Raw genomic sequence first — 21,954 nt, 5'->3', positions numbered from 1 at the left:
CTTAAGCGGATAGATATTTTTTGATTTCGCGGATAGAATTTCCGCGCAATAGTGCAGCGGATTTTAGTTCGTCCGTACTGATCTGAAACTGTTCAGCCCAAGAGCTGAGTTCATTTGGATCATCGACGTTAATTATACCCTCATCTGTCCCGAACTCCTGTGGTTCCAAGGAATCAAGATCACTTTCAGTTTCATGTCTGTCGAAGAGATCATCGGAACTGATGAATTGTTCTGAATTGCTGTCGTTGTCCACTTCATTTCCCAACTTTGCCTGAGTGTTTTGCTGCTTATCCATAGCGATATTTAGATTACTGTTTTTTTCTAACTGGGTAAAACTGATCATAAAAAGACTGAACATGATCAGGCACGGTACTGCTCAGAATTTTTTGTACATAATCCACGACAGGATCCCCGGCGGTACTGTTGCGGAGATGAGCCTTGAGTTTTTCATCCCAGTTGTTTACAGCTTCAGCAACAGAATTCCCTCTTCCAAGTATCGATTCATGGATATCCTGAGGGAGCACACAGAGAAAACCCGGAGATTCACTAAAAATCTCTGCTCCAAGTTTTCCGGCAAGCCCATCAAGTGAGACATCTACCGACTTACGCCTTGGCATTTGACTTAATATATTCGGCAATCTTCGACCTGGAAGAACTTCCCGACGCTTTAGCCAGTTCCTTATATTGAGCAGAAGTTACTCCAGCCTGTTTTGCTGCATAAGCAACTTCGCTTGCATCGTTCAGATCAACTTTTGAATCTTCTCTGCCATCCTGTTTATGTTTGCTATCGCTCATGATATTAGTTTTTATTATATAACTGATCTCAACTGAAAATGGTTTTAAAACCTAAACGATCACCCCTAAAAAGCGCTTTATGGAAGCATCCAGCCATGTTAAATCGAGTACTCGATGGCGGGCAGGTCTTCATAAATAAAAGGCGTTGATGGCTCAAGTGTCGACAAGAATTCTTTTGCGATTGTACAGGCATCCATTTGTTTGGCAGGAAACTGACTGGATGCAATCTCGGTGATTCGCTCATCGCTTAAATCTCCGAACATCCATTCATAGGCCAGCTCATCATTTAAAATGGTAGGCATACGTTTTTTGGAATTATGAACCTGTTCCATAAGCGGATTGGCCGGCGCGGTAGTGACAGCAACTGTCTCAACAATTTCGCCGGTTTCCTGATCGGTCCACTCCTGATAAATTGCCGCCATGTAGAAGTATTCCTCGTCCTTAACAGAAATATAGTAAGGATACTTAACGGCAGTTTTCAAAGGCTCTCCTGTTTTTTTGTTCTTCGGAAATACATGGCGCCACTCATAAAATCCCGTTGAAAGTACGAGGCATCTGCGCTCGCGGGCTGCTTTTGCATAAATCGAAGGACCACCTTTTTCATTTGAAAAAAGATTTTCAGCTTTTGCATTGAGGGTTGTATATCCGATATGCCATTTACCGGCAGCATCTTTATACCCATTTCGAAAATTCTTTGCAGCCTCGCGGTTCTTAAGATAGGGAGGCAAAAAACCCCATTCCATCTGCACGATATCAAAGTTTGTCTGTTCAGCATCTCTTTTTAATACCGCCACGGGTGAATAGGCAAAGCCATTATGAACAGCCCTGTCGAGAAACTGATAATTTTTTACTGCCTTTTCAAGTTGTAGAAGTGATATAAACTCTGCCCTTGAAACGCGTTGACCATTGTAGTAACACATAATTATTTATTTTTCAAATGTTCAGCAATCTTTTTACCAAAAAATTCGGCCTCTACCTGTCTTCCCTGCGGAACAGATGTCCAGAATGCCCGGAAGCCATTCGCTTCGGTTACGTTTAGTGGTGGTCTTCCATCCGAGAACTCGATCCTATATATTTCACTGCCTCCGATCAGATGCGAAGTAACGATCATCTTAATATCGGGCAGGGTAATCTCAAAAGCCTCTTCTATTTTCATCATCTTAAAAATACAAAATCGTTAACCAAATAAAAAATAGTTAGTTGATGCCTATAATTACAAAATACGGATCATCGGCCTTCTTAACCATTAGGTCAAGGTGCTCCTCGAAATCAACTAGGTTTAAGACCTCATCTTTTAAGAACGGCGTGAAGACCTCCATATCTGTTTCCTTTGCGAGAATGACCTGAAGGGTCTCACTGCTCTTCCACTGGGTAGACTCAATTTCGGGATAAGCTCCCTTTAACAGTGAGGGATATCCCTGTCTGGAAAAAGCCTCTGAAAGCTTGGATGCGATATCCCAGACATGAGGCGCTAGTTCTTCATCGAGTGTGTCCCATTGAAGACCAAGGTTTTCATCACGCCACATGCTTCCGATGAATTTGCCATCCAAACTCACCCCATAGCATTCGCCTGAAGTTTCTACGACAGCCTTTTTTATCCCGCTGTCGGTGGGGATTTCAAAAATATATCTTTCCATATTCAGTCCGGGTTCTAATGGTTTTAAAGGCTTAGTCAACTTAAAATGTTTTTTTGAGAAAATCAGATACGCTGCAGTAAGGGAAAATCCGAAAATACCGCCAATGATCAGTTCACTGCGATGTGCTTTTGCCCAGCTAATGACACTTTTTTCTACCTCACTAATTAGGCTGGTTACTTCTTTTCTGTCCATTTTGTAACAACAATTATTTGAGCATATAGGTTTTGAAAATCAGGAAGATGGAATAAAATCGATTAAGAATTATTATCCATAAATAAGATTTTAAGATCTATTTTATCAAGGATGGTCATCACAGTAAGGAATGCAAACTTTCCACCAAAACGAGAATGTTTTCCACAATTCATTTTTTACTAACATTTTTAGCTTTATGTTTGTTGTATAATTTTATAATACTAAATATAATAGTATTTAATTCAGTAAGTCATGAATGCCAAAAAAGAATTACTTCAGAAATTGCAACAGGATATCCTGTTATGGCAGGGGTTTAAGCCCCATTGCACAGGCAATGCCGAACGCATCGGACTGGGAGAGATTGAAAATTCATTTCCCGGTGGTGTTTTTCCCAAAAAGGCAATTCATGAATTTATTACAATTCAGCCGGAGCATTCGGCGGCCAGTGACGGCTTTATCGCCGGGCTACTTTCCGTCCTTATGGAAAATGGTGCGGCCTGTGTGTGGGTAAGCACGACCCGGAATCTCTTCCCCGCTTCTTTGAGCTTATTTAACGTAGAGCCTGAGCGCATTATTTTTATGGATGTTCAGAGCGAAAAGGATGTGCTATGGATTACAGAGGAGGCCATCAAATGTGAGGGGCTTGCGGCGGTTGTGGCAGAACTGAACAATGTGAGTCTTATAGAATCCCGCAGGCTGCAGCTGGCGGTTGAGACCAGTGGTGTTACGGGATTTATCCTGCGCAAGGACGGAAATAAAAAGGCGAGCACCGTGGCAACAGCAAGATGGAAAGTCAGCCCGCTTCCTTCAGTTACGCAGGACGGCTTGCCCGGGATCGGATTCCCTCGCTGGCAGGTTGAGCTGCTAAAAGTTCGTAATGGAAATCCGGGAAGCTTTATACTGGAATGGGCAGGCGAAAAATTTGAAGAAATTAAGAAAACCGGTAATCAAACGATTTGGTCTGATCTGGAGGGCAGACAGATTGGATAGCTATTATGCAAAGGCGTTTTGTTTCGATATGGTTCCGCCAATTACTGGCTGACTGGCAGCTTATCCGCCGCCCTGAACTAGCCGAGGTGCCTTATGTTTTCGCTGCGCCCGACCATGGGCGGATGATGATAACCGCAGTAAATCCATTGGCATTTAGCTTCGGAGTTGAGGTCGGCATGCGTGCAGCGGATGCGAAAGCCATATGTCCCGGGCTCGAGGTTCTGGACGATAAACCAGGCCGCCCGAAAAACCTGCTAAGGGGACTAGGCGAATGGTGTGTGCGCTATTCGCCCTCTGTATCCATTGACGGATTCGGAATGGACGGACTGTTACTTGACGCTTCAGGCTGTCCGCATCTTTGGGGTGGAGAGCGAGAATACCTGAAAGAAATTGTAAACAGGCTTAAAAGTAAGGGATATACCGTACGCTTAGCGATTGCCGATACACCGGGCGCTGCATGGGCGGTGTCCCGGTTTGGTAAAGTTACGCCATTGATTCCTTCCGGCGAACATGTAGATGCTCTGCTCAGTCTGTCTCCTGAGGCGTTAAGACTGGAAGATACAATTCTTGCGAAACTTCGCAAATTGGGGTTCTATCAGATAAAAAGCTTTATAGGGATGCCCAGATCGGTACTCCGCAGGCGATTTGGTGAAGATTTTTTATTGCGGCTGGCTCAGGCTATTGGAACTGAAGCAGAAGCGCTTATTCCATTAAAGGTTCCCGTAGCATTTAGCGAAAGGCTAGCCTGCATGGAACCGATCAAAACCAAAACTTCAATTGAGATAGCGATTCAAAAGATGCTTGAAAATCTGTGTAACAGGATGCAATCTGAAGGTAAGGGATTGCGAACAGGAATATTGACAGGATACCGTATCGATGGAAAAATTGTGCAGGTTTCCATCGGAACCAGTGGCGCTTCGCATAGCGTAAGCCATCTATTCAAACTTTTTCAGTTAAAGATCGATCAGATCCGACCAGCCCTGGGAATTGAACTATTTGTTCTTGATGCGCCAAAGGTGGAGGATGTCGAGGTGCCCCAGGAAGAAATGTGGTCATCCAAGCCCGGCCTGAATGATAGCAGTGTCATCAGGTTTTTAGACCGTGTTGCCGGAAAGGTTGGTGCGCAAGCAATCCATCGTTTTTTGCCTGCAACCAGATACTGGCCGGAACGTGCAATATCAAAGGCAGCTTCGGTAACAGAAAAGGCCTCAACTCCATGGCGAACGGATAAGCCCCGGCCGACCGAAATGCTTAAGGTTCCCGCCCCTATTGAGGTAATGGCGCTTATTCCGGATCATCCGCCAAAGTTTTTTATTTATAAAGGCGTTCGCCACCTGGTTTCAAAGGCAGACGGTCCCGAGCGGATTGAGCGCGAATGGTGGATGGATAAGGGAGAGCATAGGGATTATTATCAGGTGGAAGATGAAGAAGGATGCCGCTACTGGCTTTTCCGTTCCGGACACTATGGTGGGGAACAACAATACAAGTGGTTTATTCATGGATTTTTTGCTTAAAGGAGATGGGTTATGGCTTACAGTGAATTACAGATTACCTCAAACTTCAGCTTTTTGCGTGGCGCTTCGCATGCGCACGAACTGGTTGAACAGGCCGAAATCTTCGGTTATAAAAAAATAGCCATAACCGACAGGAATACACTTGCCGGAATTGTACGTGCGCATGCTGCCTGCCGTGAGAAAAACATAAAACTAATTCCCGCCTGCAGGCTGGATCTGCTGGATGGACCGAGTCTGCTCGCCTATCCGACGGATAGGGAAGCTTATGGCAGGTTGTCCGCACTATTGACATTGGGCAATATGAGAGCAGAAAAGGGCAGCTGCCATATCTCACGTGCGGATGTTTACACCCACAGCAAAGGGACCATCTTTGCCCTTGTAATGCCGGGCGCTTTGAACCGTCGCTTTGAATATGAGGCTAGCTTTATCGCCTCAGTTGCAGAATATCGCGAAGCTTTAGGTGGTCAGCTTTACCTTGCGGCGACAAGATCTTATCTGGGAAACGATGATAAGCTGATATTTAGAACTTCACAGCTTTCCAAATTTTACGAAATACCGGTAGTTGCCACTGGCGACATCCATTATCACGATCCTTCACGAAGAGAACTTCAGGATGTACTGACCTGTGTAAGGGAGAAATGCACAATTCAGGAAGCAGGATTCCGATTGCATCAAAATGCAGAGCGGTATATGAAAGAGGTGGCAGAGATGGACAGACTTTTCAGAAAATATCCAAGCGCAATCCACAACACGATGGTTATTTCCGAAGCCTGTAATTTTTCTCTTGATGAGCTCAAATATGTCTACCCCGAGGAGATCAATCCAAGCGGTCGAAGCCCAATGGAGGAGCTCGAATTTTTGACCTGGAAAGGCGCTCATGAATTTTATGGCGAGGAGATTCCGGAAAAGGTTGTCAACATGATCCATCATGAGATGGCTTTTGTCAGGCAGATGGATTATGCCAATTACTTCCTTTTTGTTGAAGATATTGTCCGTGAGGCTAGATCCCGCGGCATTCTCTGCCAGGGTCGGGGCTCGGCGGCCAACTCTGCAATTTGCTTCGTGCTTGGTATTACCTCTGTTAATCCGATGAAGTTTGATCTGCTGTTTGAGCGTTTCATCTCACCGGCCAGAAACGAGCCTCCTGATATTGATGTCGACTTCGAGCATGAGCGCAGGGAAGAAATCATCCAGTATATCTATACCAAGTATGGACGCGACCGTGCGGCAATCGTTGCAACCGTCACACAGCAACACCAGAAAGGAGCCATCCGGGATGTGGGCAAGGCAATGGGGCTATCTATGGATACAATCAATCGCCTGTCAACTTCGATCTGGGAATTTACCGATGAATGGTTCGAGGGAAAACGGGTGACCGAGCAGGGACTAAACCCCGATGACCCGCATTTAAAGAAGACGCTCGAGCTTACCGCTCAGATGATGGGCTTTCCCCGCCAGCTTGGGCAGCACACCGGAGGATTCGTAGTTACGCAGGGAAAACTTACAGACCTGTGCCCTATCCTGAATGCAAGGATGGCGGACAGGACAAATATCGAATGGAACAAGGATGATATTGACGCGCTCGGTTTTTTAAAAGTCGATGTGCTTGCTCTCGGGATGCTGACCTGTATCCGAAAGGCTTTTGATCTATGCAGAGATCATTATGGGGTGCAGTATACCCTGGCAAACATACCCCAGGATGATCCGGAAGTCTACGACATGATCTGCCTGGCCGACACCCTAGGCGTATTCCAGATCGAAAGCCGGGCACAGATGTCCATGCTCCCTAGGCTTAAGCCAAGAGAATTTTATGATCTGGTGATAGAGGTCGCTATCGTTCGCCCGGGACCTATCCAGGGAGACATGGTCCATCCTTATTTACGCAGACGCAGCGGCGAAGAACCTGTAGTTTACCCTTCGCCGGAACTGGAAAAAATTCTTGGCCGCACGTTAGGTGTTCCGCTGTTTCAGGAACAGGCGATGAAAATTGCTATAGTAGCAGCGGGCTTTACTCCTGCTGAAGCCGACGGCCTTCGTCGCAGCATGGCAACATTTAAGTTTAAGGGAATGGTGAACCAGTATGAGCAAAAACTCATCGACGGGATGATGAACAAGGGTTATACAGAGGAATTTGCAAAAAGAATATTCAGACAATTGGAAGGATTCGGGAGTTATGGATTTCCCGAGAGCCATGCTGCCAGTTTTGCCCTCCTCGTTTATGTATCCTGTTGGCTTAAACATTATTATCCTGATGTATTCACAGCAGCTTTGCTTAACAGCATGCCAATGGGCTTTTATCAACCGGCACAAATCGTTATTGATGCTCAGAAGCATATGGTTCAGGTTCGCGAAGTTGACGTCAACCATTCCTTTTGGGACAACAAACTCGAAGATAAATCGGGGAAGTATTTTGCGCTTCGGTTAGGGTTCAGGCAGATCAATGGCATTAGAGGAGATGACATCGATACTTTGGTCAATGGCCGTGGAAGTGGTTATCAAAGTATTACTGCAATCAGGGATTTAGGAATATCGATTGCCACCTTGGAACGACTCGCCGATGCAGATGCATTTCGTTCAATGGGAATGGACAGGCGAAAAGCACTTTGGGAAGTCTCTGCCCTAAAAGATATGCCGGAAGAATTATTCAAAGGGCAACCGTCTGAAAGCGTATTGGAAACACAGGTTGAACTTCCATTAATGGGTAAGGGAGAGCATGTCGTTCAGGATTACGCAACTACTGGACTTTCGCTAAAGGCGCATCCGGTGAGTTTTGTGCGACCACAAATAGATATGCTCAACATCAGAACTTGCCATCACATTAACAATGACTCGACAGATGGTCAGCTTGTGAAAGTAGCCGGATTGGTATTGGTTCGTCAGCGTCCCGGAACAGCTGGTGGGGTTTGCTTTATTACTATTGAAGACGAAAGCGGGTATTGTAATTTAGTTGTTTTTGAAAAGCTGTTCGAAACATACCGCAAGGAAATTTTGCATGCAAGATTATTGATGGTAGAAGGACGGTTGCAACGAGAGGGACAAGTTGTACACGTAATTGTGAGTAAATGTCTTGATTTCACAAAGATGCTGGGCAAGCTGGTACAACGTGAAGCTGATGAGCTGCCCGTGTTGACCTTAGCTCGCTGTGATGAGAAAGTAGAGCCGTATCCATCACAGAATAAACGTATACAGGTTCGCCAAGATGCGACGAAAATAGCATTTCACGAAGGCAGGAATTTTAAATAATGAAACTATAGTATGAGATTTACAAACGCTGTGAACCAAATTTATTCAGAGAAGAAATGAAAATGATATATACCTTATGTTAACAAAAAAGCCCTCATCCATTATTACACGAGTGCTTTTTATTTTAATACCTGTGTAGAAAAACTGATAAATTTGATCCGTATCCGCCAATTTAATTGTGTATAGTAAAGCAATAATTTGCAACAAATATATATCTAGTGAGGCGGGGCATCCCACTTTGTATTATCCAAATACTCAAATGATTTTTTAAAAGAATATTTAATATGCTTCCTATTTAATTAATTTTGTGTAAAGCTTAAATTCATGTACATTTAATGCCAACTAAAAGAAGCTCATATGAACGAAACAAATGCGTTAAATCAAGTTGCTGAATTTCATAGAACGTTTCAGCACCCAATTTTAGAAGCGCCAACTATCCCCTCAGCTAATAGATGTTCACTGAGAGTTTCACTAATATCTGAAGAATTAGATGAACTAAAGCAAGCAATCGCAGATAAAAATATAAAAGAGATTGCTGACGCACTTTGTGATATCCAATATGTCCTAGCTGGAGCGATTCATGAATTTGGTTTGGGTGAAAAATTTAAGGTGTTATTTGATGAAGTTCATCGTTCCAACATGAGCAAAGCTTGCAAAACAGAGGCTGAGGCTATCGCAACCGTAAATCACTATGCAGAAAAAGAGAACACTCCCGCACATTTCGTGGAAAAAGATGGTATGTTTTTGGTGTTCCGAGACAATGATCATAAAACTCTGAAATCAATTAACTACTCTCCTGCGGATCTCGTAAGCAAACTATGATCGAAACTCTTGAAACCATTACAATCAAAAAAAGCTTTGATCAACAGATTTTAACTTTTCTTAGTCAATACAAGAAAAATGGAGAACCTATTGAAGTGTCATTTCGGGAGTTGGTACCAGAGCTGACAAAAATCGATAGAGCAACTCACCTCATTCATACCTATCCCGCAAAGCTTTTGATGCACATCCCTTACTTTTTTTTAAATAATAATATTTTTTCAAAAGAGGGTGACACGATTCTTGACCCATTTTCGGGCTCTGGAACTGTCATGTTAGAAGGAATTCTGGCAGGAAGAAACGTAATTGGCGCTGATGCAAATCCGCTTGCAAGACTAATTTCATCGGTAAAAGTAAGAAGGTATGACCCTGAAATTTTGAAAAATTTTCTTGACTTAATAAAGAAGGGCTATAAACTTTCAGGTGAAGGGGTAATACCAAAAGTCGGAAATATCAATTTTTGGTTCACTCCTAGGATTCAAGCTGATATGGCTAAAATTCTAGTCATAATAGAAAACATCGCTGATGAAAACATTAGGGACTTTTTCTTAGTATGCTTTTCGAATTGCGTAAAGAAACTGAGTTTAGCCGATCAAAGAGTTTCAGTACCTGTAAGGCTTAATCCGAATAGATATCTAACCAGTCACCCGTTCTACAGTGAAACTACAAAAAAACTTGCTGGTCTTGAACAAATTAGTGTTTTCGAAAAATTCGAAGAATCTGTATCCAACAACATAAATAGGGTTGCGAATTTGGCCCCAATGATCAGTGGAAAAACCACAGCAAGGATTGTTTCCACGGACGCGAGGAACCTCGTAAGTCCAACCAGCGAGCCCAATCATGTTTTTGAAGAAAGTGTTAGCTTGATCATCTCATCGCCTCCTTACGCCGGGGCCCAAAAGTATATTAGGTCATCCAGTCTAAATCTTGGATGGCTTAACTTGCTAAAGGATGAGAATAGTCTGAAGACTTTGGATTCCTATAATATTGGTAGAGAAAACTATCAAAAGAAAGATTATTGTGTTTTAAAATACACAAATATTCCTGAAGCCGATGCGCTTCTAAAAAAAATCTTTGAAACAAATCCTCTCCGTGCTCATATCGCGGGTAACTATCTGCGAGAAATGCAAGCGGCTTTTAAAGAAGCGGTAAAAGTTTTAAAAAAAGACGGCTACTTTATTTTAATAGTTGCAAACAATAAGGTTTGTGGGCAGGAATTCAGAACAAAAGAATATTTAACAGTTATCATGCAAAAACTCGGCATGAAACTGGAATTACAGCTTATTGATGATATAAAATCATATGGCCTCATGACTAAAAGAAATAAAACCGCTAGTGTAATCACCAGAGAATGGGTTTTAGTATTTAAAAAATAAGAATCTTTATGACTCAATTATTTGAAGAGGAACTTCATAAAAAGATTAAAATACTCAATGAAACAACTTGGGAGTCCAAGGTTAAGAAACCTAAAATTATCAAATGGCTTGATAATTTCAAAACCCAAGAAGAAAAGTCACACGCGCTGTTTCTTCTCTCAAATTTCATGTATTTTGGTAATATTCAAATTAGGCAATTGTTAATTAGTCTTTATCGAGATCTCTTTAAATATCCTGCGGTGGAGAAAATCCGATTAGGCAATGATAACACGACAGACATTAGTTTTATAAATGAACAATTCGTAATTGCCCAAAAAAAAACGCGTTTTATAGGTTTGGGAAATGCATCAGAAAGTGGAGCCCACCTTTTATACTGGTTTAGGCAAGAAAACGGACTTTCAGTCGATCTCTTCCCCGATTCCTCAGGCATTTTTAATTTTGAAAGTGGCGAAACTCTCACATTGAAAGAAATGGATGTTGATCATTATGTTTTATTCGATGACTTCTGCGGTTCGGGTCGACAGGCCTGCACCTATTCTGATGAAATAGTTACCAAAATTAAAGCTATTAACCCTAATATAAGGGTTTCATGTCTCATGTTATTTGCAACTAAGAAAGGAAAGGAGAGAGTTGTGAAAAAGAGCAAGTTTGATTTCGTAGACGCCGTGGTCGAATTAGACGATTCTTTTAAATGTTTCGATTCCAATAGTAGATATTTTCAGAATTGTCCTGATCATATTGATAAAGAATTCATGAAGAAGATATGCATGGAATATTGCGAGCCATTGGTTCGCTCTGTATGGGTGAAGGAAGGGTTCGAAGGCGAAAAACTTGAAAAAATGGTACAAGGCACGACATTAGGATTTGGCGACTGCCAGCTTCTGATCGGTTTTTATCACAATACCCCAAATAATACATTACCCATTATTTGGTACGATGAAAAAGAAGAGACATGGTTTCCAATTTTTAAAAGATTTAACAAAATTTACAATTCATGAGCAACATAAATCCGTTCAACATCACGAAAGCCGTTGATTATTCAGATGAAGAAATCAATAAATATTGGGTTGATATTCCAAATGGAAATGGGTTTATCGATATTTTGAAACCTTCTTCTCCTATGCCTATGGTCATTCTCGGCGGCAAAGGAAGTGGGAAAACTCATATTATGAGATATTTTTCTTTTAACCTTCAAAAAATCAGGTATGGAAAAGACCTTCTCGAGAATATTCAAAAAGACAAATACATTGGCATTTTTTTAAGATGCGGGGGCCTAAACTCCAGTAAATTCAGCGGCAATAATGAAAAACCCGAAGCCTGGAAAAACATTTTTGCCTATTTTTTAGAATTGTGGTTTGCTCAGTTACTAGCAAGTATTATAATCGAAATTATAGAAGCTTATCCAGAGCAGGTAAAGCCTTACGAAAAGAATGTTTGTCTAATGCTAAATGATCTTTTCGATACAGATACTGAGCAAAATTTCGAATCACTCGAGCAATTTAGCAGTTATTTGCAAAAACTTCACAAAGAGGTCGATTTTGAAGTCAACAACTCTGTTATAACAGGAAAAAAAATCTCGGACATAAGAATTATGACCTCTCCCGGGAAATTAATTTTTGGCTTTCCTAGGCTAATAGAAAAACAAATCCCTTTTCTCAAAGATGTACAATTCATATATCTAATTGATGAATTTGAGAATCTTACGAAACATCAACAACAATATGTAAATACTCTAATTAGAGAAAGAGAAACACCAGTTTCTTTTCGTGTGGGCTCTCGCTGGTTTGGGATAAAAACGGTAAAAACAAACAGTGGAGATGAGGAACTAAAAGTTGGGTCAGAATATGAAAAATATATCATTGATGACTTATTGAGAACTGGGGAGGGTTACGAAACTTTTGCAAAAGAAATTTGCGTTTCGCGATTAAAACAGGCTGGATTCAAAATAGCCGACAACGCAGATCTAAATTCCTTTTTTGAGGAATTCAACCTCGAAAGCTTTTTCAAAAAGCTGCAGAATAAAGAAAGGAGTATCGGAAAATCCTACCTAGTTAGTCTTGAAAAAAAGCTTTTTTCACGTAAAATCCCGCAGAAAGCTATTAATAAGATTCTAGAGAATTTAAAACTTGATGTAAACCCACTTTTGGAAAGGACCAATGTATTTTTATTCTATAGGCATTGGAAAGATGGGGATGATTTAGAGCAAGCATCAATAGATATCGCCAAATCGTGCCAGAATTATGTGGCTGGGGATAAGACATCGCCTCATTATAAAGTTTTAGATAAATTTAGGAATGACCTGATCGACCAGCTTCATCGCGAATCCAGAGAGCCGATATCATATAGTGGGATTGAAAAGTTAATTAAAATGTCATCTGGAATTCCGCGACACTTGTTAATTATGTTAAAGCATATTTACCGGTGGTCGATTTACAACGGTGAACAACCATTTGAAAATGCCAACATCAGCGAAAATGCTCAACAAAAAGGAATTGTTGATGCTAGTAGCTGGTTTCTTGAGGACGCTAGAGCATCAGGCGAAGACGGTAAACTTATGTCAAGCAGTATAAAGAGACTCGGTCAATATCTTCAAGAAATAAGATTTTCTGACACACCGTCTGAATGCTCACTTTCGTCGTTCAGTATTAAGCTAATTGACATTGACGAAACCATTAACAGAACATTGGAATATCTGGAACAATATTCATATTTGATTAGAATCAAAACGGCAAGAGAAAAGAACTCATCAGTCCAACGGGTTGGATACCAAATAAATGGAATTCTCGCACCATTATGGGAGTTACCTATATATCGCCGAGGAATATTGCATCTGACAACAGACGAGGTCGGTGTTATCTTTGGCAAAACTTCCGATCAGGAATACAATAAAATAAAGAACTCACGAATGGCAAATTATAATGCGCCATTTAAAATCTCCAACAATCCTACGCTTTTTGAATCATAGATCATGCTCTCAAATCTAATTGACTACTCGATTTTCTACAAGAAAAAATATAACAATCCCACTGAATTGGGAGATGATGTTGCTTATGACTTATTTATTTCAGCTTACAACGATAGTGCGCGTGTTAAAGAGGTTTTTGAAAAAATTAACGCCAAGCAGAAACATTGGCTAATATTTCCTGAATATTGTTATGCGGTAAGTGAAGAGCCAAAAAAAACGGCTGATCATGAGTCGATTTTCACTTTTGATAAAAACCTTCGTGAAAGTACTTTAATTAGAACGTACATCGAAAAAGCGGCAATCGATCTAAAGACTATTGGGAAAGTTTGCATAGATATAACAGGGTTCATTAGACCTCATTTGGTATTTTTTGTTCGTCTTTTACACCAAATGAAGGTGAATTCTATAGATTTTATTTACTCCGACCCAGTAAAGTATAAAAAAAAAGAGAATACAGATTTTTCACTTGATTATACTCATGTTCGTCAAATTGACGGATGTCAAGGTGCACATTCGACTGATGTGAATAATGACTTCATGATAATTGGTGCAGGCTATGATCATCTACGAATAACGGATGTTTCAAAAAATAAAGACAACACAAAAAAAATTCAATTATTTGGTTTCCCTTCTCTTCAACCAGATATGTATCAAGAAAATATTCTAAAAGCATATAAAGCAGCCGAAGAGACAATATCGAAGGGTGAAGAAGTATTCATTGACGAGGACAATACCATTTTCGCCCCGGCAAATGATCCATTTGTCACCGCGAATATTATCAGTCAGTTTGTCAAAAAGACCAATAGGGAAAAGGAAATCACAAATCTCTATCTATGCCCGTTGTCGACTAAAGCACAAACATTAGGCATAGCCTTATTCTTTGTCACAGAATGCTTGGATTTACCCTGCAGTATTCTTTTTCCTATCTGCGAGAGGTATTCAAAGGAAACTACTGAGGGCATTTCAAAGATATGGAAGTATGTGGTAGAATTTGATCAACTTAAATCACCTACAAATGGAGCAAACTGATACTTTGGAAAAACTTCGTGAATTGCAGGTTAAATATCTGATGGAAGCCGAGGAACTTTTTGGACCTAAAACTGAATGTAACTTCGCTGGAGTAATGCCTGGAAATGTTTCTTCTCCAAAATTTTGTTATGCTGCCGTTCCATACGACCGCTCGAAAAAAGCATTCATGATAATAATAAACCTTTCCAATGCAGAGAAAAACTTTAAAGATGGGATACTGCAAATATCTCATGAAGTGGTTCACATGTTGTCGCCAGAAAAGGATGATAACGACAAAGCTGTAAATTATTTAGAGGAAGGTATGGCGACATACTTTTCCAAAATCATTACTGACCGAGAGACTTCTGACCAAGAATTTGCCACATCTGCAATCAAAGGAAAAGAAAAGTATAACGAAGCATTTGAGTTATACCTTTCACTACATGAAATCGATAAAGATGCAGTAAAAAAACTCAGGTTAGTAAATCCCAGTCTTGCTTCATTAACAGCACTGGACTTTCGCCAAACAGACATTAAAATTGAAGAGGAAATGATAGAAAGATTGTTGAGAAAGTTCTAAAAGCAGCTTATCATTTGTATCAACTTGTAGGGAAAAGCCGGAATTTTTAGTTCAAATTATGTGCAAATTCCTTCAGATGATTTGAAACAATCTTCGATCAAGGATAACCTAAACGCTTATTTCTGATATATATTTATGTCACCCTCTGGTTGGAAAAACCAATTCAATTGACCCCTTTTTGTCAGAATACTAAAACAAAGACAAGCAATAATTTACAGTAAATATATTTCTGGTGGGATGGGGGGGCAATCTATTCGGTTTATTCAATTTGTTTATATAAACAGTTTTATCGTACAAAAATTGTATTAACCTTGAGAACATCTTAAAACTTAGACAAAGAAAATTTGAAGATCAGTAACTATTTTTTTTTAATGATATCAATTTCCTGAAACGAAAGTTAATTATCATTGCTTGGAAAGATACTAATTGTGAGCATCAGTGGCTCAATATTAGAAGTTTATTAGAATGGTGTCAGTCTAGACCAAAACAGCATTGCCTTAAATTCCGAAATCTGTTGATCAATCATAGCGAAATCTCCAAGATTACTATTTTAACGATAAAATTCGCTACTTTAACCACTAATAAAGTAACAATTCTAAATTAATTTATATGCTTTCTCAAAATGAAATCCTGGGTGAACACCCTATTGCTCCTGATATTTTTGAAAAATGGGTTGATAGCAACGACATTACTCGAGAAACAGATCGATGCCATAGGTCATTAATTAGTAAATTGACGTCTGATGATCCAGAACTAACAAACTGGCTTGCGAAAAAAATTGTAGAGCATCATTACAGTTCAGCAAAAATCGAACGCCTTAGGAGAAAATACAAAGAAGTTGGCTTTCCACAATATGCCAGCCAGCACAGGCAATTACCGCTTGCAGGCCGCACAAGAAAAGGAAATGCTACAGAAATCGTACTGATCGAATACATAGCCAGTTGCCAAGAGGGACGTGATCTCGTGAAATATTTCAAATTTAGGTACAATCCCAATGTTGACCAATCGATGAAAGGAGATGATGCACTTATCATCGACGTAATTAGCGATGAGGCCGGCAAAGAGGAAATCAAAGTTTTTCTTGGTGAGGCCAAGTTCCGAACCATTCCCGATAAAGAAGTTATCAAAGAATTGTGCGATTCCTTGGGCGGTGACAAATTACCACTTTCTTTCACATTCATGGTGGATCGTCTGTATGAAAATGAAAACACAGAAGCTACTGCTGAACTCCTTGAACAGTTTATCATGGAAGAAGTGAAAGCAAAAGGTAATCTGAAATACATTGGACTTCTTCTCAGCAATAAAAATGCCTCAGCAAACATTGAAAGACATTTTAATTCTGATAACCCTCAGGCAATAATTCTGTCGTTAGGAATTGGTCAACCTCAGCGCTTAATCAGCGAAGCATTTGACAAAGCCGAGGATTTGATAGCTAATCCCGATGATATATGAAAAACGAAATAATTGCCCAAAAACTGGAACGGCTGAACAAAGATGCCACTTTACAGAATTATTTTGCTCAGGCGAATGCCCGCTACATATTGTTAAATACTCAGGAGGAGAAAAACAACTTTCCATCTTACACAATCCAAGACAAACATCTCAACCTCCTTGCCCTCCAATATCTCAATTTAGGTTGCAGTTACGCGGAAAATCAAGCATTCTCGCTTGCCTCAACCCCGTTGGAAAAAGGGGCGTCATTACTGGAAGTTGTACACGCCGTCCCGGCTAACAGAACCAATACCAGTAATTATTACGGACTAATAGCAGCCTTGGCTTACTATGTAGGATTTGAATACTCTAAAGCCTTTATCCTAATTTCAAAATTTGATGCCTCAACGGTAGTAGCTTCTCTGATCCGTCAGTTTTTACTTCGAAACTTCTCGGAACTGACAGCACAGCTCTATCCAATCTTAGTTTCAGAAGACTACTCCGATGCCCTTATAAGTGAAATGGGTGAGCAAGAAGGAAGCCAAAAGATATATGAGTTTATTATTGCCAAGGCACTGGATGGCTTTGTCAAGTTTTATCTTTCCGGAGATCAGGATATACTTGCAAGGTCTAAATCATTGCTAAGTGATGGAAAGGAAATAGCTGGACTCGAGGAAGATGCGGGGATATGGTGGGTTTTTAGACTACTATTGCTCATTTCGCAAGGCTTCAGTGAAGCAGCAGTCTGGAACGTTCTGCCCAAATATTTTGATATGGAAGATGAGCAGGTTAAAGGTTACGTCCGCTCCTTGGTGTATATGAGACCAAAAGGTCATTATGAGCTTTTTATTTCACAACGTGCGTCGTTAGAAAAAGTCATAGGTGAGGATCTGGGCTGTGTAGTAAGCATTCCAACCAGTAGTGGGAAGACAAGGATAGCAGAGATTGCAATTTTAAATGCCATTAAAACTAATCCTAACGGAAAGATTTTATATATCGCACCTTTCCGTTCTCTAGCTTTTGAAGTAGAGAGCAGCTTAGAAAAGGTATTTGAACACTCGGAAATAATTATCTCACACTTGTACGGGGGCAGCCTATATAGTAAACTTGATGAAATGAGCGTTGAAGACGCTAATGTTATCATAGCTACACCAGAGAAAGCAAAAGCTATCCTAAGAGCAAATAGTGATGTTGTAAGTAAAATCTCACTCGCTATTCTGGACGAAGGCCATTTACTGGGTGCAGACAAGAGACTTATAATGAATGAAATGTTTTATGAGGAACTCCGTTATTATATCCAGCGTAACAATGGAAATTTTCTAGTACTGTCAGCTGTATTGCCTAATGCCGAAGACCTTGCAAAATGGTTAACGGGGAGTTCTGAAACTGTAGCTAGAAATACCTGGCGGCCATCAGAAGAGCGGTTAGGAATAATGGAATGGCGAAGTAATAACGTCAGCCTCAACTGGGAAAGCCAGGATCATGAAAGAAGTTCCTTCAATCCTCGTTTTGTTACGGCAGAAGTATTAAAAAAATACAAGTATCGAGGTGAAGAACGTGTCAAATATTTTCCAGGGGATAAAAATGAGGCCGTTGCTGCAACCGCGTACAGGTTGCGAAATTTTGGACCCGTACTGATCTTTGTTGGAATAAAAGGCTCCGTTTTTACAATGGCACGGGCATATTTAAAAGTGCTTGGAGCAAAATCGGAAGATCACATCTGGGCAAAACAAACAGAATGGAGGGCGTATGAAATGGCCTGTGAAGAAACGTACGGTGAGAACAATGAATGGACTGAATTTGCAAGAAAGGGAATATTGTGCCATCACGGAGGACTGCAAGGGGACGTAAGATTACCCTTGGAAAGATTGATGCGTGAAGACAAGCCTTTGGTCATTATATCCACATCGACATTGGGACAGGGGGTTAATCTTGGGGTTTCAACTGTGATTTTTTCTACACTTCACCAAGCAGGCAATGAGCTAAAGGCAAGGGATTTTTGGAATATTGCAGGAAGGGCTGGTCGAGCTTTCATTGACCATGAAGGTAAAATATTGGTTGCTATAGATACGAATGGGAAATCTACAAGAGATCGAGGAATCATTTTTAAATATGTACGGGACAACTATTTTGATAAGGAAAAGATCGACCATGCACAAAGTGGCATCCTTGCATTGATAGTAGCCTTAAAGAATTTTGCACAACAAAACGGCATCTCTTTTGAATTATTACTTGAGCTTATCACCGAGAACAAGGTTTCGGAAATTGGTGATCAGGCCATGAACATTGATGAAATTTTAGACTGGATTGATGATACACTTTTGTCATTGCTTCTGCTGAACAACCCAGATGGAAATATAGATCTTGGGTGGGTAGAAGATTTTTTCAGCAAGTCTTTAGCTTATATCCAAGCTTCAGAAAGTAAGAGTATAAGTCCGGGGCAACTCATCGATTTTGTAAAATCAAGGACTAAGGGAATTGCAGCAAAAGTTGGTTATGACCGTGACAAATGGGCTTCCATTGTCACATCAGGTATCCCACTCAATAGTGATCTTATACTAGAAGAAAAAATCGATGATATCATTTTTGTTGTAGATGCTTACTCAATAATTTTCGATGACATAGATCAGAAAATAGGCCTTTTAAGAGAAATTGAATATATCATACGGGGCATTCCAATACTTAATGAAGATTCACAATATCTTGACTATCCTAAGATTGATGAGATTCGAGAGAACTGGCTTAAGGGCATTAAAGCATCTGAGATGTTAGGGATAGCCCACGCAAGCAATGTAATTTCAGACATTTACTCCTACTCCCTGCCTTGGATCCTTAATGGAATTGCCAAAAAACTGAACAATAAAGAAGAAGATGCATTAGCAGAGATAGTAGAGGAACTGGCAATTCTTGTCGAAGCAGGTCTACCCAGCTTAACAAGGGTAAAAATCTATCAATGCGGTATAAGGTCAAGGTCAGCTGCCAATGAACTAGGAGATTTCATTCCGAACTCATTAGCCGACGCACCCATTTCCGCTTTCAAAAAGGAACTCGTTTTAAATGCAGAGAACTATATACCCTTTATTAGTAGTGAATCTGCTGAATGGCTTGAAATGCTTCAGCGATACTCTTCCCGCAACAGGACGAGAGTAAAAATTGTCCGTCCGTTTACGTTCGGAAACGTACACAAAAAAACGACATTGCTAATAGCGAGGACCATCCGGGATAGAAAGTACTTATTAAGCCCTGATTTGACTTTCATCTTTGAAGGATGGGGAAATATAGATTTTTCAGAAGTTGCAGAACACCAAGGTATTTCATTCGTTTACAATGAATTTGCTAAACAATGGGAAATTACAAACAACAATCCGTATTTAGAAATTGACAAGTAATTTAAATTAAAAAAGAAGGCGTGTAGTTTTAAGGTAATCTAGTCAGCAAAATCCTGATAAAGAAAGTCTTTTAAGAGGCGGTAATCATTTAGCACTATAGCATGCTGTGATTTAAAATTCTTAAGCTCAAGAAAAAGCATCTTTGAGCTGTCATGTCTCGCGAAACAATATATAGGTGGGAAGACCAGTATACATTTACCCCATCTTACTAAAAGACGACAGTCTTATAATCTACCGATTTACAGAAAATTAACACAACAAATAACACTAGCGAACGGGGGCAATACTCTCTGGTTTATGCAATTAAATTTTCAAAGCCACAGATATGTACACACTAAATACATCCCAATGGCAATAGAATAATATCTGAATAGGTAAAAGCAAATTTCCTTGAAATCAACCGCGCATAATATAAATTAATTCAGGATTATAAATGAACTATAAAGCCAAGTCAATATAAAAAAAAGGACTAAAACGATAAACCACATAATTGGATAGTTTTTTTGCCTTTAGATTTAATAAATCGTATCGCTTTCAAGCTCATGGTCATTTTTAAGAATCCTATTGATATCCTGCTCATCGATTAAATCTGTGTAGCGTCTCTTAACATCTGCATAATTGTTCTCAAATTTGATTCTTTGGGCATTTACTTCCCATTTAAGTAAGAAATAATAAACTACAGAAACAAGAAAAGAGGCGGTTGATAGAATTGAAGCCTCTATTGTAAATATTTCAATGATTTTATCCTTGTTGATTACTTTTAAAAGTATTGAAGACAAATAAAATGCGATCAGTGCAAGTTGGTAAGATGGCCTCCATTATTTTGCTTCTCCACGTCGTAGTTGCAACTATGGATACAGATTTTCTTCGCCATATTTCTCATAATAAGCCTCTACTCTGTGAATCGTGTCTTTGAAATCAGTATAGAAGTTAGATCGACTCTAGGAAAGGATGGAATTTTCAGTGAAAATTTTGTGCAATTCTTTTGATGATTTGAATTCAACCTACAATCCAAGGACAACATAATTGTTTATTCCTGTAATTAATGTGTTTACCCTCTGCCTAAAGGTAACCGGGAAAGGTATTACAAATTCAGTTTCCCGACGCTCGTCGCTCCTGTTTGGTGAACCTCCAACAGGGCGCATTTGATATTCTTATAGTCGATTATTTTATGTAAAAAGCATACAGCGCCAGCCTTCTTTGCCTCCTCTACGTAAAAGTTTTCAATCTCTGAAGTTAGGACAATTACTTTCGCCTGGGGCCATTTCTTCAAAATTTCTTTTGTCAACTCAAGACCATTCATTTTTGGCATTCGCAGGTCCGTTAAAAACAAATCAGGCAAAGTCGAGCAATTTTCTGAGAAAGTAAGAAGATCTCTGCCATCACTAAAAGCGCCAACGACATCAAAGCCACTTTCGACCAACATTTCTACCATTGGTTCCCGAAACCAGCGCTCATCTTCCGCATAGGCGAGAGTTATTTTATTTGCAGTCATAACATTATTTTCATACTATTATATTTCCTCGGAAAGCTTTTCTCCATATACTAAAATAAAATTATAGAGTTGAAAAGAAAGCCTTTGTTAGCTCAAAATAAAAACAGGAAAAAACTTATTTGAAAGTTTCAGTTTGAAAATTTTTCACAAATTCAGGTAAGAAAGCTAATTACCGAATATATTTTGGCTAGGACAAAGCTTCTGTCAGGATATTTTAGTCAAAATTATGGGTGTTCTATGCAGTTAGGAAATACGATTATCGCCTGCGGTCTTCGCGTCTAACCTTTTTACTAAACTCAAGATAAATTATTACCACTTCTGATAAAAATAGCTATTCCAATACCCCCCAACTGCCTAGAAAATATTGATGTTACATGCCAATCTTTAACCAATTAAAAAGTGAAATAATATTGGTGATAAGGATTTTGATTCCATATAATGGAATGCTATCTTAGCCTTGAGAGCGTTAATTTAGATATCGGGATATGGACACCGTTCAGTCCCCGTGTCTATTTCTAAA

18 protein-coding genes are annotated in these 21,954 nt (G+C 39.9%); 11 read left to right on the top strand and 7 right to left on the bottom strand.

All coding sequences use genetic code 11. From position 1 onward, the window contains the following. Nucleotide 1: 1 nt before the first annotated feature. The 6 genes from OQ267_RS13445 to OQ267_RS13420 all read right to left on the bottom strand — a co-directional run bounded on the left by OQ267_RS13445 (nt 2) and on the right by OQ267_RS13420 (nt 2,624). Nucleotides 2-295 (bottom strand): DUF3606 domain-containing protein, encoded by a 294-nt coding sequence (locus OQ267_RS13445; protein WP_265836320.1) that lies wholly within the window; start codon nt 293-295, stop codon nt 2-4. Between the two features lie 13 nt (nt 296-308). Beyond that, nucleotides 309-617 carry a hypothetical protein gene (locus tag OQ267_RS13440; protein ID WP_265836319.1) on the bottom strand — a complete coding sequence of 103 codons (309 nt, stop codon included), beginning with the start codon at nt 615-617 and terminating at the stop codon, nt 309-311. Then, nucleotides 604-795, bottom strand: coding sequence for a DUF3606 domain-containing protein (locus OQ267_RS13435; protein WP_265836318.1), 192 nt, complete (start codon nt 793-795; stop codon nt 604-606). The genes OQ267_RS13440 and OQ267_RS13435 overlap by 14 nt, the downstream gene beginning before the upstream one ends. A gap of 98 nt (nt 796-893) precedes the next feature. Then, the gene (locus tag OQ267_RS13430; RefSeq protein WP_056095137.1) at nt 894-1,715 is read right to left on the bottom strand and encodes an SOS response-associated peptidase; all 822 of its coding nucleotides are present in this window, start codon (nt 1,713-1,715) and stop codon (nt 894-896) included. Nucleotides 1,716-1,717: 2 nt separating this feature from the next. Next, on the bottom strand, nt 1,718-1,954 hold the full coding sequence (locus OQ267_RS13425; RefSeq protein ID WP_265836317.1) for a hypothetical protein: 237 nt from the start codon (nt 1,952-1,954) through the stop codon (nt 1,718-1,720). 37 nt (nt 1,955-1,991) lie between these two features. After that, nucleotides 1,992-2,624 (bottom strand): hypothetical protein, encoded by a 633-nt coding sequence (locus OQ267_RS13420; protein ID WP_265836316.1) that lies wholly within the window; start codon nt 2,622-2,624, stop codon nt 1,992-1,994. Between the two features lie 252 nt (nt 2,625-2,876). Here OQ267_RS13420 and OQ267_RS13415 point away from each other — a divergent pair, with 252 nt between their 5' ends. The 11 genes from OQ267_RS13415 (at nt 2,877) to OQ267_RS13365 (ending at nt 19,939) form a co-directional block, all read left to right on the top strand. Continuing rightward, a complete protein-coding gene (locus tag OQ267_RS13415) occupies nt 2,877-3,614 on the top strand; it encodes an ImuA family protein (RefSeq protein WP_265836315.1) in 738 nt (245 codons plus the stop codon). A 5-nt stretch (nt 3,615-3,619) separates the two neighbouring features. Beyond that, nucleotides 3,620-5,128 (top strand): Y-family DNA polymerase, encoded by a 1,509-nt coding sequence (locus OQ267_RS13410; RefSeq protein ID WP_265836314.1) that lies wholly within the window; start codon nt 3,620-3,622, stop codon nt 5,126-5,128. A 12-nt stretch (nt 5,129-5,140) separates the two neighbouring features. Next, nucleotides 5,141-8,371, top strand: coding sequence for an error-prone DNA polymerase (locus OQ267_RS13405; protein WP_265836313.1), 3,231 nt, complete (start codon nt 5,141-5,143; stop codon nt 8,369-8,371). Nucleotides 8,372-8,728: 357 nt separating this feature from the next. Next, nucleotides 8,729-9,193 (top strand): nucleoside triphosphate pyrophosphohydrolase family protein, encoded by a 465-nt coding sequence (locus OQ267_RS13400; protein ID WP_265836312.1) that lies wholly within the window; start codon nt 8,729-8,731, stop codon nt 9,191-9,193. Further along, a complete protein-coding gene (locus tag OQ267_RS13395) occupies nt 9,190-10,566 on the top strand; it encodes a DNA methyltransferase (RefSeq protein ID WP_265836311.1) in 1,377 nt (458 codons plus the stop codon). The genes OQ267_RS13400 and OQ267_RS13395 overlap by 4 nt, the downstream gene beginning before the upstream one ends. 8 nt (nt 10,567-10,574) lie before the next feature. Continuing rightward, complete coding sequence (locus OQ267_RS13390) at nt 10,575-11,564, top strand: hypothetical protein (protein ID WP_265836310.1); 990 nt, start codon at nt 10,575-10,577, stop codon at nt 11,562-11,564. Beyond that, nucleotides 11,561-13,531 carry a hypothetical protein gene (locus tag OQ267_RS13385; protein WP_265836309.1) on the top strand — a complete coding sequence of 657 codons (1,971 nt, stop codon included), beginning with the start codon at nt 11,561-11,563 and terminating at the stop codon, nt 13,529-13,531. The genes OQ267_RS13390 and OQ267_RS13385 overlap by 4 nt, the downstream gene beginning before the upstream one ends. Nucleotides 13,532-13,534: 3 nt before the next feature. Then, nucleotides 13,535-14,560 carry a hypothetical protein gene (locus OQ267_RS13380; protein ID WP_265836308.1) on the top strand — a complete coding sequence of 342 codons (1,026 nt, stop codon included), beginning with the start codon at nt 13,535-13,537 and terminating at the stop codon, nt 14,558-14,560. After that, nucleotides 14,547-15,119 (top strand): hypothetical protein, encoded by a 573-nt coding sequence (locus OQ267_RS13375; RefSeq protein ID WP_265836307.1) that lies wholly within the window; start codon nt 14,547-14,549, stop codon nt 15,117-15,119. The genes OQ267_RS13380 and OQ267_RS13375 overlap by 14 nt, the downstream gene beginning before the upstream one ends. A gap of 609 nt (nt 15,120-15,728) precedes the next feature. Continuing rightward, nucleotides 15,729-16,571, top strand: a complete 843-nt coding sequence (locus OQ267_RS13370; RefSeq protein ID WP_265836306.1) for a Hachiman antiphage defense system protein HamA — start codon at nt 15,729-15,731, stop codon at nt 16,569-16,571. After that, a complete protein-coding gene (locus OQ267_RS13365; protein WP_265836305.1) occupies nt 16,568-19,939 on the top strand; it encodes a DEAD/DEAH box helicase in 3,372 nt (1,123 codons plus the stop codon). The genes OQ267_RS13370 and OQ267_RS13365 overlap by 4 nt, the downstream gene beginning before the upstream one ends. A 1,084-nt stretch (nt 19,940-21,023) precedes the next feature. Here OQ267_RS13365 and OQ267_RS13360 read toward each other — a convergent pair. Further along, the gene (locus OQ267_RS13360; protein WP_265836304.1) at nt 21,024-21,434 is read right to left on the bottom strand and encodes a response regulator; all 411 of its coding nucleotides are present in this window, start codon (nt 21,432-21,434) and stop codon (nt 21,024-21,026) included. Nucleotides 21,435-21,954: the final 520 nt, after the last annotated feature.

The sequence above is a fragment of the Pedobacter sp. MR22-3 genome (genome assembly GCF_026240075.1).
Classification (GTDB): domain Bacteria; phylum Bacteroidota; class Bacteroidia; order Sphingobacteriales; family Sphingobacteriaceae; genus Pedobacter.
Note: the sequence above shows the minus strand (reverse complement) of the source record. Positions and strands in the feature narration are given on the sequence as shown.

What these genes read in the sequence shown, in the direction of transcription:
- OQ267_RS13445 (WP_265836320.1), bottom strand. Translation starts at nt 295, where the DNA reads ATGGATAAGCAGCAAAACACTCAGGCAAAGTTGGGAAATGAAGTGGAC.
- OQ267_RS13440 (WP_265836319.1), bottom strand. Translation starts at nt 617, where the DNA reads ATGCCAAGGCGTAAGTCGGTAGATGTCTCACTTGATGGGCTTGCCGGA.
- OQ267_RS13435 (WP_265836318.1), bottom strand. Translation starts at nt 795, where the DNA reads ATGAGCGATAGCAAACATAAACAGGATGGCAGAGAAGATTCAAAAGTT.
- OQ267_RS13430 (WP_056095137.1), bottom strand. Translation starts at nt 1,715, where the DNA reads ATGTGTTACTACAATGGTCAACGCGTTTCAAGGGCAGAGTTTATATCA.
- OQ267_RS13425 (WP_265836317.1), bottom strand. Translation starts at nt 1,954, where the DNA reads ATGATGAAAATAGAAGAGGCTTTTGAGATTACCCTGCCCGATATTAAG.
- OQ267_RS13420 (WP_265836316.1), bottom strand. Translation starts at nt 2,624, where the DNA reads ATGGACAGAAAAGAAGTAACCAGCCTAATTAGTGAGGTAGAAAAAAGT.
- OQ267_RS13415 (WP_265836315.1), top strand. Translation starts at nt 2,877, where the DNA reads ATGAATGCCAAAAAAGAATTACTTCAGAAATTGCAACAGGATATCCTG.
- OQ267_RS13410 (WP_265836314.1), top strand. Translation starts at nt 3,620, where the DNA reads ATGCAAAGGCGTTTTGTTTCGATATGGTTCCGCCAATTACTGGCTGAC.
- OQ267_RS13405 (WP_265836313.1), top strand. Translation starts at nt 5,141, where the DNA reads ATGGCTTACAGTGAATTACAGATTACCTCAAACTTCAGCTTTTTGCGT.
- OQ267_RS13400 (WP_265836312.1), top strand. Translation starts at nt 8,729, where the DNA reads ATGAACGAAACAAATGCGTTAAATCAAGTTGCTGAATTTCATAGAACG.
- OQ267_RS13395 (WP_265836311.1), top strand. Translation starts at nt 9,190, where the DNA reads ATGATCGAAACTCTTGAAACCATTACAATCAAAAAAAGCTTTGATCAA.
- OQ267_RS13390 (WP_265836310.1), top strand. Translation starts at nt 10,575, where the DNA reads ATGACTCAATTATTTGAAGAGGAACTTCATAAAAAGATTAAAATACTC.
- OQ267_RS13385 (WP_265836309.1), top strand. Translation starts at nt 11,561, where the DNA reads ATGAGCAACATAAATCCGTTCAACATCACGAAAGCCGTTGATTATTCA.
- OQ267_RS13380 (WP_265836308.1), top strand. Translation starts at nt 13,535, where the DNA reads ATGCTCTCAAATCTAATTGACTACTCGATTTTCTACAAGAAAAAATAT.
- OQ267_RS13375 (WP_265836307.1), top strand. Translation starts at nt 14,547, where the DNA reads ATGGAGCAAACTGATACTTTGGAAAAACTTCGTGAATTGCAGGTTAAA.
- OQ267_RS13370 (WP_265836306.1), top strand. Translation starts at nt 15,729, where the DNA reads ATGCTTTCTCAAAATGAAATCCTGGGTGAACACCCTATTGCTCCTGAT.
- OQ267_RS13365 (WP_265836305.1), top strand. Translation starts at nt 16,568, where the DNA reads ATGAAAAACGAAATAATTGCCCAAAAACTGGAACGGCTGAACAAAGAT.
- OQ267_RS13360 (WP_265836304.1), bottom strand. Translation starts at nt 21,434, where the DNA reads ATGACTGCAAATAAAATAACTCTCGCCTATGCGGAAGATGAGCGCTGG.